Annotated in this window: 13 protein-coding genes; 7 read left to right on the top strand and 6 right to left on the bottom strand. The window is 68.1% G+C overall.

The window, feature by feature from the left end:
* The first annotated feature begins 12 nt into the window (after positions 1-12).
* The 3 genes from ureE to ureG all read left to right on the top strand — a co-directional run bounded on the left by ureE (position 13) and on the right by ureG (position 2,122).
* On the top strand, positions 13-654 hold the full coding sequence (gene ureE, locus J8I34_RS19520; RefSeq protein ID WP_209806751.1) for an urease accessory protein UreE: 642 nt from the start codon (positions 13-15) through the stop codon (positions 652-654).
* Positions 655-785: 131 nt separating this feature from the next.
* Positions 786-1,478 carry an urease accessory protein UreF gene (locus J8I34_RS19515; RefSeq protein ID WP_209775518.1) on the top strand — a complete coding sequence of 231 codons (693 nt, stop codon included), beginning with the start codon at positions 786-788 and terminating at the stop codon, positions 1,476-1,478.
* Positions 1,479-1,492: 14 nt separating this feature from the next.
* Positions 1,493-2,122 (top strand): urease accessory protein UreG, encoded by a 630-nt coding sequence (ureG, locus tag J8I34_RS19510; protein WP_029044737.1) that lies wholly within the window; start codon positions 1,493-1,495, stop codon positions 2,120-2,122.
* Here ureG and J8I34_RS19505 read toward each other — a convergent pair.
* On the bottom strand, positions 2,119-2,559 hold the full coding sequence (locus J8I34_RS19505) for a helix-turn-helix domain-containing protein (protein ID WP_029044736.1): 441 nt from the start codon (positions 2,557-2,559) through the stop codon (positions 2,119-2,121). The genes ureG and J8I34_RS19505 overlap by 4 nt on opposite strands.
* A 267-nt stretch (positions 2,560-2,826) precedes the next feature.
* Between J8I34_RS19505 and J8I34_RS19500 the strand changes: the two genes are divergently transcribed.
* The gene (locus tag J8I34_RS19500; protein ID WP_209806750.1) at positions 2,827-3,666 is read left to right on the top strand and encodes a hypothetical protein; all 840 of its coding nucleotides are present in this window, start codon (positions 2,827-2,829) and stop codon (positions 3,664-3,666) included.
* A 40-nt stretch (positions 3,667-3,706) separates the two neighbouring features.
* On the opposite strand, the gene J8I34_RS19495 is transcribed toward J8I34_RS19500, so the two are convergent.
* Together J8I34_RS19495 and J8I34_RS19490 are read right to left on the bottom strand one after the other, a co-directional pair.
* Positions 3,707-4,399 carry a glutathione binding-like protein gene (locus J8I34_RS19495; protein ID WP_209775515.1) on the bottom strand — a complete coding sequence of 231 codons (693 nt, stop codon included), beginning with the start codon at positions 4,397-4,399 and terminating at the stop codon, positions 3,707-3,709.
* A 153-nt stretch (positions 4,400-4,552) separates the two neighbouring features.
* Complete coding sequence (locus J8I34_RS19490; protein ID WP_209775514.1) at positions 4,553-5,815, bottom strand: acyl-CoA dehydrogenase family protein; 1,263 nt, start codon at positions 5,813-5,815, stop codon at positions 4,553-4,555.
* Positions 5,816-6,013: 198 nt separating this feature from the next.
* On the opposite strand from J8I34_RS19490, the gene J8I34_RS19485 reads away from it, so the two are divergent.
* Entirely contained in the window at positions 6,014-6,952 is a 939-nt protein-coding gene (locus J8I34_RS19485; protein ID WP_029044733.1) for a LysR family transcriptional regulator, read from the top strand.
* A gap of 237 nt (positions 6,953-7,189) precedes the next feature.
* Positions 7,190-8,365 (top strand): CAP domain-containing protein, encoded by a 1,176-nt coding sequence (locus tag J8I34_RS19480; RefSeq protein WP_209806749.1) that lies wholly within the window; start codon positions 7,190-7,192, stop codon positions 8,363-8,365.
* A 30-nt stretch (positions 8,366-8,395) separates the two neighbouring features.
* Here the strand turns inward: J8I34_RS19480 and J8I34_RS35400 are convergent, their stop codons facing one another.
* The 3 genes from J8I34_RS35400 to J8I34_RS19465 form a co-directional block, all read right to left on the bottom strand.
* Positions 8,396-9,607: a hypothetical protein gene (locus J8I34_RS35400; protein WP_209806748.1), complete on the bottom strand. Its 1,212-nt coding sequence runs from the start codon at positions 9,605-9,607 to the stop codon at positions 8,396-8,398.
* The gene (locus J8I34_RS19470) at positions 9,604-10,185 is read right to left on the bottom strand and encodes a sigma-70 family RNA polymerase sigma factor (RefSeq protein ID WP_232232291.1); all 582 of its coding nucleotides are present in this window, start codon (positions 10,183-10,185) and stop codon (positions 9,604-9,606) included. Before J8I34_RS19470 ends, J8I34_RS35400 begins: the two co-directional genes overlap by 4 nt.
* 100 nt (positions 10,186-10,285) lie before the next feature.
* A complete protein-coding gene (locus J8I34_RS19465; protein WP_209806747.1) occupies positions 10,286-12,034 on the bottom strand; it encodes a vWA domain-containing protein in 1,749 nt (582 codons plus the stop codon).
* 197 nt (positions 12,035-12,231) lie between these two features.
* Here J8I34_RS19465 and ggt point away from each other — a divergent pair, with 197 nt between their 5' ends.
* Positions 12,232-14,115, top strand: a complete 1,884-nt coding sequence (gene ggt / locus J8I34_RS19460) for a gamma-glutamyltransferase (protein WP_209806746.1) — start codon at positions 12,232-12,234, stop codon at positions 14,113-14,115.
* Positions 14,116-14,656: the final 541 nt, after the last annotated feature.

The following is a 14,656-nucleotide window of genomic DNA, read 5'->3' as shown; positions in this document are numbered from 1 at the left end:
CCCGCATCGCGCATGCTGAAGATCGACAAATTCCTGAGCGCCCCGCACGGCATCGCGCCGGTGCTGGTGCGCCGTGCTCCCAAGCTGGTCCTGCCTTTCAACGAACGCAGCAAGAGCCGCTTGCGCGCGGTGCTCGACAACGGCACCGAGGCCGCGCTGTTCCTGCCGCGCGGCACGGTGCTGCGGGGTGGCGATTTGCTGGTGGCCGAGGATGGCAGCTTTGTCGAGGTGCGGGCCGCGGCGGAGGCCGTTCTGGATGTGCGTTCGGAAGATCCGCATGCGCTGATGCGCGCGGCGTATCACCTGGGCAACCGGCACACGCCGGTGGAGATCGGGCGCGACTATCTTCGGCTCGAGTACGACCCGGTGCTGGCCGACATGCTGCAGCGCCTGGGCGTGCGTGCCGAGCGCGCGGAGCTGCCGTTCGAGCCGGAAGCCGGGGCGTATGGCGGCGGGCACAAGCATGGGCACGATGCCACGTTCGCGGAGGACTATGCGGCGGCTCAGGCGGTGTTCCACGAGCATCATGGGCACTCGCACTCGCACTCGCACTCGCACTCGCACTCGCACTCGCACTCGCACTCGCACGGGCATGCTCATGATCACGAACATGGCGACGCGGATCATGATGCAAATTGCGTGCATAAGCATTGATTACATTAGTGCTGACTACAATGGGCGCGCGCTGTGAATCAGCCGGAAAACCTTACCAATACCGACACCGCGCTCCCCTCTCCCGCTTGCGGGGGAGGGAAGCAAGACGATGGCAAGCGGGTGCTGTAGCCATGACCACCCTCCACCAACTCATCTCCCTGCTGCACCTCGCATCCCCCGCCTTGCCCATCGGCGGCTTCAGCTATTCGCAAGGGCTTGAAGCCGCGATCGAGGCCGGCGTCATCCATGACGCCCAGACCGCCGAGCGCTGGATCCGCGACAACCTGCTGCACGTCCAGGCGCAATGCGAGGCACCGCTGTGGCTACTGTTGCATCGCTGCTGGCGTGCCGGTGACACGGCAGCAGTGCAGGCGTGGAATGACTGGTTCCACGCCACCCGCGAAACCTCGGAGCTTCGTCTCGAAACCGAGCAGATGGGCTGGTCGCTGGCGAAGCTGATCGCCCAGATGGAGTGGGGGACGCCGGCATTGCGCGAGGCGCTGGCAACGCTATCGCCGCTCTGCCTGCCATCCGCCTTTACCGCAGCGTGCGTTGCGCTGGACGTCGACGCCCGTGACGGCCTGGCCGCCTATTGCTTCAACTGGGCCGAGAACCAGGTTGCCGCCGCGATCAAGGCGGTGCCGCTGGGACAGGTCGCCGGGCAACACATGCTGCGCCGTCTTCACGCAGCGGTGCTGGAAACCGTAGACGAAGCCACGCACCGCGCCGATGCCACGCCGCCGCAACTGTCGACCTTTTCCCCGATGCTGGGCCTGCTTTCCGCACGCCACGAAACGCAGTACTCCCGGCTGTTCCGTTCCTGAATCCACACCCCACCATGACCCAGGCCCGTACCAAGAAGAATCCTCCGCTGCGCGTCGGCGTCGGCGGCCCGGTTGGCTCCGGCAAGACCACGCTGCTGGAGATGCTGTGCAAGGCCATGCGCGACCGCTATGACCTGGTCGCGATCACCAACGACATCTACACCAAGGAAGACCAGCGTCTGCTGACGATCTCCGGCGCGTTGCCGGCGGAACGCATCATGGGCGTGGAAACCGGCGGCTGCCCGCACACCGCGATCCGCGAGGATGCGTCGATCAACCTTGAAGCGGTGGACCGCATGCTGGCGAAGTTCCCGGATGCCGACGTGGTGTTCATCGAGTCCGGCGGCGACAACCTCGCGGCAACGTTCAGCCCAGAACTTTCTGATCTGACGATCTACGTGATCGACGTAGCCGGCGGTGAGAAAATTCCGAGAAAAGGCGGCCCGGGAATTACCAAGTCCGACCTGCTGGTGATCAACAAGACAGACCTCGCGCCATACGTCGGCGCGTCCCTGGAAGTGATGGAGAGCGATGCCCGCAAGATGCGCGGCACCCGGCCGTTCGTGATGGGCAGCGTCAAGTCCGGGCAGGGCCTTGACGAAGTCATCCGCTTCATCGAACGGCAGGGCATGCTTGGCGTCTAGGGCTCGATGTCGCCCGCGGCGGCCCTGGCGCCGGGTTTGACGTAGCTCACCGGCGGGCGGAAGCTGCCCTTGCCCGCCAGCGCCCGGGCAACCGCCGCCACCAGGTTCAGCTCGGGCTCGTTGAGCTCGGCCATATGGCGCATGGTCGCCTCGATGGCTGCCTGCTGCCGGTTGCCGTAGGGCATCGGCGCCTGCTCCACCTGCAGCTCGCTGACATCGTGGCGTGCGAAGTCCAGCATTTCAGACGGCGGGACCGCAAGGGTCTCGGCCAGCGTGCAGATGTTGATCAGCGCCAGGTTGCGCTTGCCCCCTTCGATGCCGCTCAGGTAGGAACGCGCCAGACCGCTTTCCAGCGACAGCGTCTCCTGGGACCAGCCGCGCTGCTTGCGCAGCCAGGCGAGATGCAATCCGAAAAGTCTGAGATGTCGAGTAGTCATGGGATCGTAAGAAGTTCGGAGTGTTCTGAGGCTAAGGGTTTGACCTTGAGGCCACGACAACTTATTCTCCCCCTCACTATCGATGCCCGATCCGCGGAATAAGGGATGCGCCAGTGCATATGGCGCGGCACGATGGCATGACACCGGGCGGCTTGCATGGCCGCGCCAGACGGGACCACTGTGCGATGCCGGAGCGCGATGCTTTCGCGTGCGCCGCGTTGCGCGGACAGGATGACCGCATCCTGTCGCCCTGCTCAGGGAATTGCCATGCAGATATTCACGCTGTTCGAGGCGCAGATGCGCGCCTTCCAATCCGGCCACCATGCCGTGGCGGATCTGACCATCGGTTTCCAGTCGCGCTTGCTGTCCTCCACGGCAGGGCTGGGCGAAACCTGCGACTACGTATTTCTCCGTGCGGGAGAGGCCCAGCCCGAATTCGTGGCGCAGCGGCCCGAGTGGTGGGCCTGCCTTCGCGGGGGGCTGCGCATGTCGGCGCCCGGGCGCGGCAGCCTGCTGACCGGCGGCGGTGAGTTGTTCGCTCCCGCCACCGGCGTGCCGATGCAGGTCCGCGCGACGGTCGATACGATCCTGCTGCGCGCCGTGGCGCAGGATGTGGCCGCGGCGCCGGTGTCACTGCCCGCTGGCGCGTGTCGCTGCACGCTGGGGCAGCTGGGTGCGAACGATCCCGGCGGCATGGCCGGCGCATCACCGGACGAGTCCGCGCTGCAAAGCCCGGCAGGCATGCGGCCCGAGTTCATCCAGCTTGATGACTCGGGCGGCGACTGGGCGCAGCGGCTGCGCGCGCGCGGCTTGCGCTGGGCGCTGTGCTATCGCGGTGCTGCAGGCTTGTATTGGCACCGGCCCGAGGCGCCAGCGGCGGACGAGGCGGCGTTCCTGCAGCCTGGCGCGCTTTACGCGCCGGACGCGAATGAAACCTGTCGTCTCGACGTGCTCATGCCCGGCACGGCCCTGCTGTGCTGTTTCGGCCCGCCGGGCGGGCACGGTGCTCGCGGGCATGAAAACGAAGGCGGAACCGGCCAGGCCGCGCGCTGCCCCGGACGGTTGCCCAGGGAGCGCATCGACACGCAGGCATTGGTGGCGGCGTGAACGCCGCGGTGGCCCGGGATCATGCCCGGGCCGGCGGCCCTCAGTGGCGCTTGTACTGCGTGGCGCCGAACAGCACCTCGCGCGCCTTGTCGTCCTGCAGCGCCTTGCGCGCGCTGGCCAGCACCTCGACGCCGCGCTTGACCGCGGGGCGTTCGGCGATCTCGTTGAACCAGCGCTTCAGGTGCGGGTATTCGTCAAGCTCGACGCCCTGGTTCTGCCAGCTGCGCAGCCACGGGAAGGTGGCGATGTCGGCGATGGTGTACTGGTCGCCAGCCAGCCATTCGTGCTTCGACAGCTGCGTGTCGATCACGCCGTACAAGCGCCTGGCCTCGTTGGTATAGCGGTTGACCGCGTACTCGATCTGCTCCGGGGCGTAGATGCGGAAGTGGTGCGCCTGGCCCAGCATCGGGCCGACGCCGCCCATCTGGAACATCAGCCACTGCAGCGCGTCGTACTTGCCGCGCACGTCCTCGGGCAGGAACTTGCCGGTCTTGCCGGCCAGGTACAGCAGGATGGCGCCCGATTCGAACAGCGAGATCGGCTTGCCGTCCGGGCCGTCGGGGTCGACGATGGCGGGAATCTTGTTGTTGGGGCTGATCTTCAGGAAGTCCTCGCCGAACTGGTCGCCGGCGCCGATGTTGATCGGATGGACCTTGTACTCCAGGCCACATTCTTCCAGCATGATGTGGACTTTGTGGCCGTTGGGCGTTGCCCAGGTATAGACGTCGATCATCGCAAAAGCTCCCCTGGCTGCGATCGTGGTGACTGCCACGTCAACCACTGACGTGGCGAACCGGGCGATTTAAGCACAGAAGAAAAAAACGCGCAGGCAGGCTGCGCGTTTCCATGCTGGCGTCAGGGGCGAGCGCGCCCCCGCGGCGGGCGCTCAGAAGCCGCGCGCCACCGGCATCTTGATGCTGTCCGGGTTCACGTTCATGTGCTTGGCCAGTTCCAGCTTGGCGACGGCGTTGCGGTGCACCTCGTCCGGACCGTCGGCCAGGCGCAGCGTGCGCTGGTGCGCCCACCAGTTGGCCAGCGGGAAGTCGCTGGAAACACCGGCGGCGCCATGCACCTGGATGGCCCAGTCGATCACCTTCAGCGCCACGTTCGGTGCCACCACCTTGATCATCGCGATCTCGGCCTTGGCCACCTTGTTGCCGACGGTGTCCATCATGTACGCGGCCTTGAGCGTCAGCAGGCGCGCCATCTCGATCTCGCAGCGCGCTTCGGCGATGCGTTCCTGGGTGACGCCCTGGCTGGCCACCGGCTTGCCGAAGGCCACGCGCGACAGCGCGCGCTTGCACAGCAGTTCCAGCGCGCGCTCGGCCACGCCGATGCTGCGCATGCAGTGGTGGATACGGCCCGGGCCGAGGCGGCCCTGCGCAATCTCGAAGCCGCGGCCTTCGCCCAGCAGGATGTTCGAGGCCGGCACGCGCACGTTCTTCAGCTCGATCTCCATGTGGCCGTGCGGCGCGTCGTCGTAGCCGAACACCGGCAGGAAGCGCTTGATGGTGATGCCCGGCGTGTCGGCCGGCACCACGATCATCGACTGCTGCTCATGGCGGCCGGCGTCGGGATTGGTCTTGCCCATCACGATGTAGACCTTGCAGCGCGGATCACCGGCGCCCGAGGACCACCATTTGGTGCCGTTGATGACGTAGTGATCGCCGTCGCGCTCGATGCGGCATTCGATATTGGTGGCGTCGGACGAGGCCACCGCCGGCTCGGTCATCAGGAAAGCCGAGCGGATCTCGCCGGCGAGCAGCGGCTCCAGCCACTTGTCCTTCAGTTCCTCGGACGCATAGCGCTCCAGCGTCTCCATGTTGCCGGTGTCGGGCGCGGCGCAGTTGAACACCTCGGCCGACCAGGGCACCCGGCCCATGATCTCGCACAGCGTGGCGTATTCCAGGTTGGACAGGCCCTGCGGCGCGCGCGGCGAGCGCGGCAGGAACAGGTTCCACAGGCCGGCTTCGCGCGCCAGCGGCTTCAGTTCCTCGATCACCTTGGTCGGGATCCAGGCGTTGCCGGCGCGGCGGTTGGCGTCGATCTCTTCGGCGAAGCGCTTCTCGTTCGGATAGATGTGCTTGTCGAAGAAGGCCAGCAGCTTGGCCTGCATTTCCTTGACCTTCGGGCTGTACTCGAAATCCATGTGGTCTCCTCGCTACGGATCGGTGGGCGCCGCGCATTGGCAACGGCGGGCAACGGCGGGCAACGGCGCCGGTTGGCTTCGTCAATCAGGCAGACATCGCCGATGCAATGCACTCTATCTGAAAGACGGTAATAAGAAAAATGAATTTTCTGGATTTGCCAGTATCAATTCCCTGCATTCCGTGCCAGAATCTCCGTCATGCAGCTCTCCCGCATCGACCTCAACCTCTTCGTGGTGTTCGACGCCATCTACAGCGAAGGCAGCATCACCGCGGCCGCGCGCCAGCTCAACCTGACGCAGCCGGCGGTCAGCCATGCGCTGGGGCGGCTGCGCACGCTGTTCGACGACCCGCTGTTCGAGCGCCGCGGGCAGGGCATGGCGCCCACGCCGCTGGCCCGTTCCCTGGCCGGCGAGGTGCGCGGCGCACTGCAGTCGTTTGCCCGGACGCTGCAGGACACGCCGCACTTCGATCCCACCAATACGGTGCGGCGCTTCACCATCGGCATGCGCGACGCGCTGGAATCGACACTGCTGCCGCCGCTGATGGCGCGGGTGACGGCGATGGCGCCGCACGTGGAAATCGCCGCGATCCGCTTTGACCGGCGCGAGATGGAGTCCGAGCTGCTGGCCGGCACCATCGATACCGCGATCGACATCCTCCTGCCGGTCTCGCCGGCTATCCACCACGCGCCGTTCATGAACGACCCGATGGTGGTGCTGGCGCGCCGCGACCATCCGCTGGTGAAGAAGGAGCTGACGCTGGAGCGCTACCTCGCGGCCGAGCACGTGCACGTGTCGTCGCGCCGGCGTGGCGCCGGGCTGGAGGACCAGGCGCTGCACCGCATGGGCCTGACGCGGCGCGTGCGGCTGCGCTGCCAGCACTATGCCGCCGCCTGCCGCGTGGTCAGCTGCACCGATCTTCTGGCCACGCTGCCGCTGCGCTATGCGCGCATCGCCAACGAGCCTTACGCCAACCGGCTGCTGTCCCTGCCGTTCAAGGTTCCGACGCTGGAGCTGCACCTGTACTGGCACGCGGGTGGCGAGAACGATGGCGCCAACCGGTGGCTGCGCGAGCAATTGCTGGCGGTGATGACATCACTCGGTGGCGGCACCGCCGATGTGACGCCGGCGGGCTAAGCGCTGTGCGCGTCGCATGCCGGTTGCGTCAACGTGCGCCCGGCGTGGCTACTGTGCCGCGCGCGCGGTTCACACGTAAGCATTTGTTCGCAGGCTAGACCCTGCGGGGTCACCCTCATACCATCGTCCGGTCTTTCTGCCTCCGGCGCCTCCCGCGCCGGTTGTTCGCCGCTGCTTCGCCACGTGCGGATCCCTCAGGCGGATGCCTTCTTCCGACGACTACGACAATCCAGACCGATGACCGGGACACGCTTGCTTGCTGATTGCCAACCGACGCTGCCGCGACGCGCGCGGCACACCACGTTCACCCTGACCGGCCTCTGCGCTGCCGCCGTGCTGGCCCTGTCCGCCTGTGGCGGCGGTGGAGACGGCGGCGACGGCGCCACGTCGGCCGGCGCGCCGCAAGGCTCCTCGCAATCCGGCACCCAGTCCAGCGCGAGCCCTGGTTCGACGTCTTCCACGCCGACCACTGCCGGTGGCTGCTACACCGTCAGCGGTGCGGCACCGGCGCCTGCGGCCGGCAGCGGCATCACGCTGTTGCCGGCGCGCGGCAGCGCGGTCAGCAACTACCGCGTGCTGGAGGAACCGCGCACTGCGGGCCTGTGCTACGCGAACTACCGCCGCGAGCAGGTCGGCCTGCCGCCGCTGGCCGCGCGCGACCCGCTCAACACCGTGGCGCAGAACCACACCGCGTACATGCTGGCCAACGCCACGCTGACGCACGACGAAATCAGCGGCCGGACCGGCTATACCGGTGCCACGCCGAACGAGCGCATCCAGGCAGCCTACCCGACCAATGCCACCGCGGAAGTGGTGGCCGGCGCCAATCGCTGGACCTCGGTGGCCAACGCCAACCTGTCGATGACGCCCAAGGATGCGCTGGTTTCCGACCTGGTCAACGCGCCGTTCCACCGCGCCGCGCTGCTGGGCAGCTACGGCTCGGCCGGCAGCGGCTTTGCCGAAAGCGTGGGCCCGAACGGCAGCGGCACGTCGGCAAGCTACTACCAGACCATCGACCTGGCCGATGCGTCCAAGGGCGGCAGCGACAACCAGATGGTGGCGTACCCGTTCAACGGCCAGGCCGACGTGCCGGCGAGCTGGGTCAACTCCGAAAGCCCCAACCCGGCGCCGGGCTACGAAGGCAAGACCGTGGGCTACCCGGTTTCGCTGCAGGCGATCAATACCTCGCTGCAGTTCGATGCCGACAACTTCGCCATCACCGACGCGCAGGGCAACAGCGTCAATTGCCTGAAGGTCGACAGCCGTTCGTCGGGCCTGTCCAGCGCCGCGCGCGGACTGGCGATCTGCACGCCGGTGGCACCACTTGCCAGCGGCCAGCGCTACAACGTGCGCGTGACCGGCCGGCTGGGTTCGCAGCCGGTGGACCTGAGCTGGTCCTTCACCACGCGCTGATCTTCCCCGATCAGCCAGGCACCGCCGCGCTCACTGCGGCGCGCGGTGCTGCAGCTCGATGCGCACCTGGCCCGGCGCCAGCGTGCGGTCAGGCTGCACGGCATACGGCAACGGCGGGCGCTGCCCCGCCGGCATCGACTGCCACAGCCGTTCCACCCACTCCCTGATGTCCGCGCTGTCCGGTTCGGCCGCCCACAGGCCGAGCGGCGGGGTTGCCTGCATGCGCGCTGCGACTGCCGCGGGATCTTCCTGTACCGAGACGACCATCGCTGCGGCGGCAAGCGCTGCGGGTGCGCGTGCCGCTGCCAGCGGCGGGGCGGCCTTGCGCGCGAAGTCGGCGCCTGGGGCGGCGGCTGGTGCCGGTGCAGGCGCGGCTTCCGCCATGGCGGAGTATGCAGGCATCGGCGGGGCTGCTGCGACGGCGGGAGCCTGTGGCAGCAAGCCTTCGGTGGCAGGGGCGGGCATGGCCTGTGTTTCGCCGCGTGGCGTCGCCTTGCGTTCGGCGGGCGGCTGCACGCGCTGGCGCGGGGTGGCTTCGCGTTCTTGCCGTAGCTCCCGCGATGCCGGCAGAGCGGCCTTGGGTGCCGGCGGCGTGGGGTTTGCCGGCGCGGCGACGGGTGCGTCCTGCACGCGCGCGGGAGCGTCCCCGGCCGTCGGAGCCGCAGTCGGCGCGGGCGCGGTTGCCGGTGTGGCCGCCTGTGGTGTGGTCGACTCGCGCACCGCGCCCGGTTGCAAGGCGCCTTCGTCGACCTGCCGCAGCACGATGCTGGTGGTCAGCCCCGCCACGGCCGCCACGCTCGCCACGGCGCCGAGCGAACGCCACCAACGGCGTGCGCGTGTCGTGCGTGTCTGTTCTGTCCGCCCTGCGGCCTGCGCGATGGCCGTGCTGCGCGCCTGCGCCGCCAGCCAGTCGCGCGTGGCATCGCTGACGGGCGCACCCAGGGCTTGCGCCGCCGGCTGGCCCGCCTCAATGCTGGCCAGCACCGCATCGCGCCGGCCCGCCTGCGCTGCCTGCAGCCGCGCGGCTTCTTCCAGCACCGCGGACGCCAGCCCCGGCGGCGCGGAGAAAGGCAGGCCGAATGGCAGGGCGCCGGCGCGGCGTGCGTCGGCTTCCTGTTGGGCCGCGTGCGCCGCGGCTTGCACGGCAGCGGCCAGCCGCTCCGGTGGCAGGTAGGCAGGCAATGCCTTCAGCAGCGCGGCAAGCCGGTCCTGCCCGTCGATGAAGCGGTCGGCGGCGCTCATGGCCGAGGCTCCCGCGCGCCCGGCAGGGTGCCCGCCAGCTCGGCACGCAACCGCGCGAAAGCGTAGCGCAGCCGGCTCTTCACCGTCTCGAACTTCTCGCCCAGCATCTGCGCGATATCCTCGACGCTCATGTCGCTGAAAAAGCGCAGCACCACTACCTCGCGCTGTGCCGCCGGCAGTTGCAGCAGCGCGAGGTGGACATGGTGCGCATGCTGCCGCAACTGCAGCTCGGCTTCTGGCGACAGGTCGTCGACGGGCAGCTCGGGCGGCTGGCCGTCGTCCGTATCGCGGCGCTGGCGCGCATCCGCGCTGCGCACCTGGTCGAGCCAGGCATTGCGCGCGATCTGGTACAGGAAGGTGCGAAACGCCGCGGCAGGCTGGTAGTCGCCGCAGCGGGTCATCAGCTTGATCCACGTCTTCTGCGCGATGTCCTCGGCCTCGCCGGTATTGCCCTGGCACAGCCACGCCACGTAGTTGTAGAGGCCGGCGTTGTGGCGGCGGAACAGCTCGGCGATGGGTTGCTCGATGATGCCGGACGCGACCAGCAGCATCAGGTCCGGGTCGGGCAGTGCGGCCAACGGGGGAGACGGGACGGGATCTGGAGCCTGCATGCGTCCGAGTATAAGAGTGCGCAGGGCGGGGCGACAAACCGCTGCGCCGCCCTGTGCCGCGACGTTGTCAGCGCGCCGCCCGCTCGGGTACCGCGCCACCGGCATCCGCCGGTTTGCTGGTTGCGAGGCTTTGCGCAAGGTCGACCAGCTTGAGGAATTCGCCGCGGTAGCCGAAACGGTCGGGGCCGCGCGCGGCTTGCGCCAGCGCGTGCGCCTCGGCGTAGCCCCAGCTTCCGGTGTGCTTGCCGCCGCGCAGCGCCTGGCCGAAGCCGGCCACTGCGGCGGCGAAGCGGAAGTCGTCGTCGCCCTGGGCCAGGGTCCGGATCGCCTGCCGCGCCACGGTGACATCCATCAGCTGGCTCGTGCTGGCCGCAGGCAGCTTGTAGCGCAGCTTCACATGCGCCAGTTCGCCGTCGCGGGCGGGTGCCGGCGTGGCCGGCTGGTAGCGCAGCGGATCGACCAGCCCGGGCTGGCCGGCCAGCGTCAGCTCGTACAGCGCGGTTACCGTATGGCCTGCGCCGATGTCGCCGGCATCGACCTTGTCGTTGTTGAAATCCTCGCGCGCCAGCAAGCGGTTTTCATAGCCGATCAGCCGGTATTCCTTCACCGTCGCCGGGTTGAATTCCACCTGGATCTTCACGTCGCGGGCGATGGTGGCCAGCGTCGAGCTGATCTCGCTCGCCAGCACCTTGTTGCCTTCCATCAGGTTGTCGATATACGAGTACGTGCCGTCGCCGGCATCGGCCAGCTGCTCCATCAGCTGCTCGTTGTAGTTGCCAGTGCCGAAGCCCAGTGTCGACAGCGATACGCCCGACTTGCGCTTTTCTTCGACCATGCCCTTGAGCTGCCGGAAATCTGTGACGCCGACATTGAAGTCGCCGTCGGTGGCGAGCAGCACCCGGTTGATCCCGTCTGCAATAAAACTCTGCTGCGCGGCCTGGTAGGCCAGTGCGATGCCGCTGGCGCCGGCGGTGCTGCCGCCTGCCACCAGCTGGTCGATGGCGGCGCTGATCGCGGCCTTGTCGCTGCCCGGCGTGGGGGGCAGCGCCACGCGGGTGCCGCCGGCATAGGTGACCAGCGTAATGCGGTCCTGCGCGCGCAGCTTGTTCACCAGCAGCTTCAGCGATGACTTGAGCAGCGACAGCTTGTCGGGCGAATCCATGGACCCTGACACATCGACCAGGAACACCAGGTTGGCCGGCGGCAGCGCGCCGCTGGCGATGTCCTTGCCCTTGATGCCGATGCGCAGCAGCACGTTGGACGGATGCCAGGGCGCGGGCGCCAGCGCGGTGTGCACGGCGAAGGGCCTGCCGTCGGCGGGCTGGGCGTAGTCGTACGGGAAGTAGTTCAGCAGTTCTTCCACGCGCACGGCATCCGCGGGCGGCAGGCGGCCGGCATTGAGCAGGCGGCGCATATTGCTGTAGCTGCCGGTATCGACGTCGATGCTGAAGGTGGACACCGGGGCCTGCGCGACGAGCTTGACGCCGTTTTCTTCGATCTGGCCGTAGCGCTCGCGATCCGCGGCCGGGGGTGGCCGCAGGTGGTAGGGCGGCGACATGGCCTGCGCGGCATGAGGTGCGATAGCGCGCATCTCGGCGGCCGGAGTGGAATTTGCGGCCTTGGCCGCTTCGGCGGCACGGTCCCAAACCGGCGCGGGCGCCGGGGCCGGCGAATCGGATTGCGGTGCCTGCGTCAGTGAAGGCGAATGCCCGCCGCAGGCCGACAGCGCCAGGGCCAGCGCGGCGGCGCAGCAGGCAGCGGCGGCCCGGATCCGCCGGGCGTCAACGGTGGACACGACCGGTGCGCGAAGTTGCATGTTGTTCTCCTGGTGGGCCGCAGGCGGGACGCCAGGTGGCCTGTCCATGAAACGGCGCACGGTTCCCGGAGGGGTTAGATCCTCCACGTTTTTTTCGCTGCACGCCCAATCAGGTGACGGAAATCAGACTTCGCCCGACCCCCACATGCGGCGATCGCCACTACAATCGCCTGATTCCTTCCCCCAGGAGACATCGCATGGCCCGCTTTGACCTTGATTCGGTGGTGTGGCGCAGCACGCTGGCCCTGACTACGGCCGCGCTGCTTGGCGCGTGTGGAACGCAGGGCGGAGGGACCGGGACGCCCGCGGCAACGGCGGCACCAGCTGCTGCCGCGGCGCCTGCGGCGGCCATGCCGCCTGCCCCGGAGGTCGCTTCCGGCTACCGCGCCGGCATGTCGACGGTCTATGCGCAGCGCCATATGGCCGCCGCGGCCAATCCGCTGGCCAGCGAGGCCGGGCGCGCCATGCTGCGCCAGGGCGGCTCGGCCATCGATGCCGCCATCGCCATGCAGGCCGTGCTGACGCTGGTCGAGCCGCAGGCCACCGGCATCGGTGGCGGCGCCTTCATCATGTACTGGGACGGCAAGCGCGTGCAGGCCTTCGACGGCCGCGAAACCGCTCCCGCCGGCGCCACCGAGAACCTGTTCATGCGCGCCGACGGCAAGCCGATGGAATTCAGCGAGGCACAGATCGGCGGGCGTTCGGTCGGCACGCCGGGTGTGATGCGCGCGCTGGAGATGGCGCATCGGCAGCACGGGCGCCTGCCGTGGGCCAAGCTGTTCGAGCCGGCGATCTCGCTGGCGGAGAAGGGCTTCCCGATCTCGCAGCGCCTGTACACGCAGGTGGCCGCCGACAAGTTCCTGGCCAACTCGCCGGAAATGGCCGCGTACTTCCTCGATGCGCAGGGCAAGCCCAAGCCGGCAGGCACGGTACTGAAGAACCCCAAGCTCGCGCAGACGCTGCGCGATATCGCGCGGCGCGGCGCCGGCGTGCTGTACGGCGGCCCGATCGCGCAGGACATCGTCGCCAAGGTCAACGGCAGCGCCAACCGGGGCTCGCTGTCGATGGCTGACCTGCGCGGCTACCGGGCCAAGCAGCGCGTGCCGGTCTGCACCGACTACAAGCGCTGGAAGATCTGCGGCATGCCACCGCCGTCGTCAGGCGGTATCGCGATTGCGCAGATCCTGGGCACGCTGCAGGCGCTGGAGACAAAGAATCCCAAGTACGCGCTGGCAGCGCTCAAACCGCAAAACGTCAATACGCCCGCGCAGGTGGAAGCCAATCCGGACGCGGTCCACGCTATCGCCGAAGCCGACCGCCTGGCCTATGCCGACCGCGGCCTGTATGTGGCGGATGCCGATTTCGTGCAGATCGATGTCGCCGGCCTGGTCAATCCCAACTATCTTGCGTCCCGAGCCGAGCTGATCGGCGACAAGAGCATGGGCAAGGCGCAGCCGGGCGTGCCGCCGGGGCCTGCGGTGGCGTACGCCCCGGACCGCTCGCCACCGCGCATCTCCACCTCGCAGATCGTCGCGGTCGATGACCGCGGCGGCGCGATCTCGATGACCACGACGATCGAGTCGTACTTCGGCTCGCATCTGATGGTGCGCGGGTTCATGCTGAACAACCAGCTGACCGACTTCTCCTTCGTGCCGAGCGAGAACGGCAAGGCGGTGGCCAATCGCGTCGAGCCGGGCAAGCGGCCGCGTTCGTCGATGGCGCCTACGCTGGTATTCGACCGCCAGACCGGGCAGTTGGTGGCCACGGTCGGTTCGCCCGGCGGCTCGCAGATCATCGAGTATGTGTCCAAGACGCTGGTCGGCATGCTGGACTGGAACATGGATCCGCAGGCGGCGATCGGGATGGGTAATTTCGGCAGCAGGAATGGACCTACCGAGGTAGAGAAGGGGCTGGTGTCGCCGGGGCTGGTGCAGGCGCTGCAGCAGCGCGGGCACCAGGTTGCCGAGATTGAGATGACCAGCGGGACGCAGGCTATCGTGCGGCGGCCGGGGCCGGACGGGAAGGTGGTTTGGGCGGGTGGGGCGGATCCGCGGAGGGAGGGGGTGGCGGTGGGGGATTAAGGGGGGGCGGTTTTCGCGTGCTGCCAGTGTGGTCGCTGTTTGTGACATGCTGTCGGCCGTTGAAGCGCCTGGTTCCGCCCTGCTGGGCGGGTCACATTTTGTCCGAGCGACAAAACGTAACCAAAAAGCGCGTCGCCTGAGCGGCTGGCAATCAATTTATCGGCGTGGGTGGTTCGGACGGTGGTGATTTCCGTTCGATGTGGTTAGTGGTCCGAAGCTGCTACGCCAGGTGAGTTAGGGATAGTGGCTGCGTCGACCCACTATTGAACGATCCCCATGTCGGGCGTAGGCCGCCTGCTGCCGGCGTCAACGCGAGGACGCCTACGGCTGCGCTGCGCGCGCTCAGTAGTAGGTCGGGGGCACGGGCACGGAGTGCGTCGCTGCGCTCGCACGGCGACCCCGGGGCCCGAAACCCGGACGAGGACGCGGGCGGCTGCGCTGCCCTTAGGGCCGGCGCGCAGCGCAGCGGACCTATCCGGAATTTTGTGTACGAGGCATATCATGGAGGTAATGACCATGGATATGCCAATGAAGAAGAAAC

Source organism: Cupriavidus phytohabitans, assembly GCF_017815025.1.
Taxonomy (GTDB): domain Bacteria; phylum Pseudomonadota; class Gammaproteobacteria; order Burkholderiales; family Burkholderiaceae; genus Cupriavidus.
This window is presented reverse-complemented; position numbering and strand designations above follow the sequence as displayed.

Coding starts and splice junctions, on each gene's coding strand:
- ureE (WP_209806751.1), top strand. CDS start 13: ATGCTGAAGATCGACAAATTCCTGAGCGCCCCGCACGGCATCGCGCCG.
- J8I34_RS19515 (WP_209775518.1), top strand. CDS start 786: ATGACCACCCTCCACCAACTCATCTCCCTGCTGCACCTCGCATCCCCC.
- ureG (WP_029044737.1), top strand. CDS start 1,493: ATGACCCAGGCCCGTACCAAGAAGAATCCTCCGCTGCGCGTCGGCGTC.
- J8I34_RS19505 (WP_029044736.1), bottom strand. CDS start 2,559: ATGACTACTCGACATCTCAGACTTTTCGGATTGCATCTCGCCTGGCTG.
- J8I34_RS19500 (WP_209806750.1), top strand. CDS start 2,827: ATGCAGATATTCACGCTGTTCGAGGCGCAGATGCGCGCCTTCCAATCC.
- J8I34_RS19495 (WP_209775515.1), bottom strand. CDS start 4,399: ATGATCGACGTCTATACCTGGGCAACGCCCAACGGCCACAAAGTCCAC.
- J8I34_RS19490 (WP_209775514.1), bottom strand. CDS start 5,815: ATGGATTTCGAGTACAGCCCGAAGGTCAAGGAAATGCAGGCCAAGCTG.
- J8I34_RS19485 (WP_029044733.1), top strand. CDS start 6,014: ATGCAGCTCTCCCGCATCGACCTCAACCTCTTCGTGGTGTTCGACGCC.
- J8I34_RS19480 (WP_209806749.1), top strand. CDS start 7,190: ATGACCGGGACACGCTTGCTTGCTGATTGCCAACCGACGCTGCCGCGA.
- J8I34_RS35400 (WP_209806748.1), bottom strand. CDS start 9,607: ATGAGCGCCGCCGACCGCTTCATCGACGGGCAGGACCGGCTTGCCGCG.
- J8I34_RS19465 (WP_209806747.1), bottom strand. CDS start 12,034: ATGCAACTTCGCGCACCGGTCGTGTCCACCGTTGACGCCCGGCGGATC.
- ggt (WP_209806746.1), top strand. CDS start 12,232: ATGGCCCGCTTTGACCTTGATTCGGTGGTGTGGCGCAGCACGCTGGCC.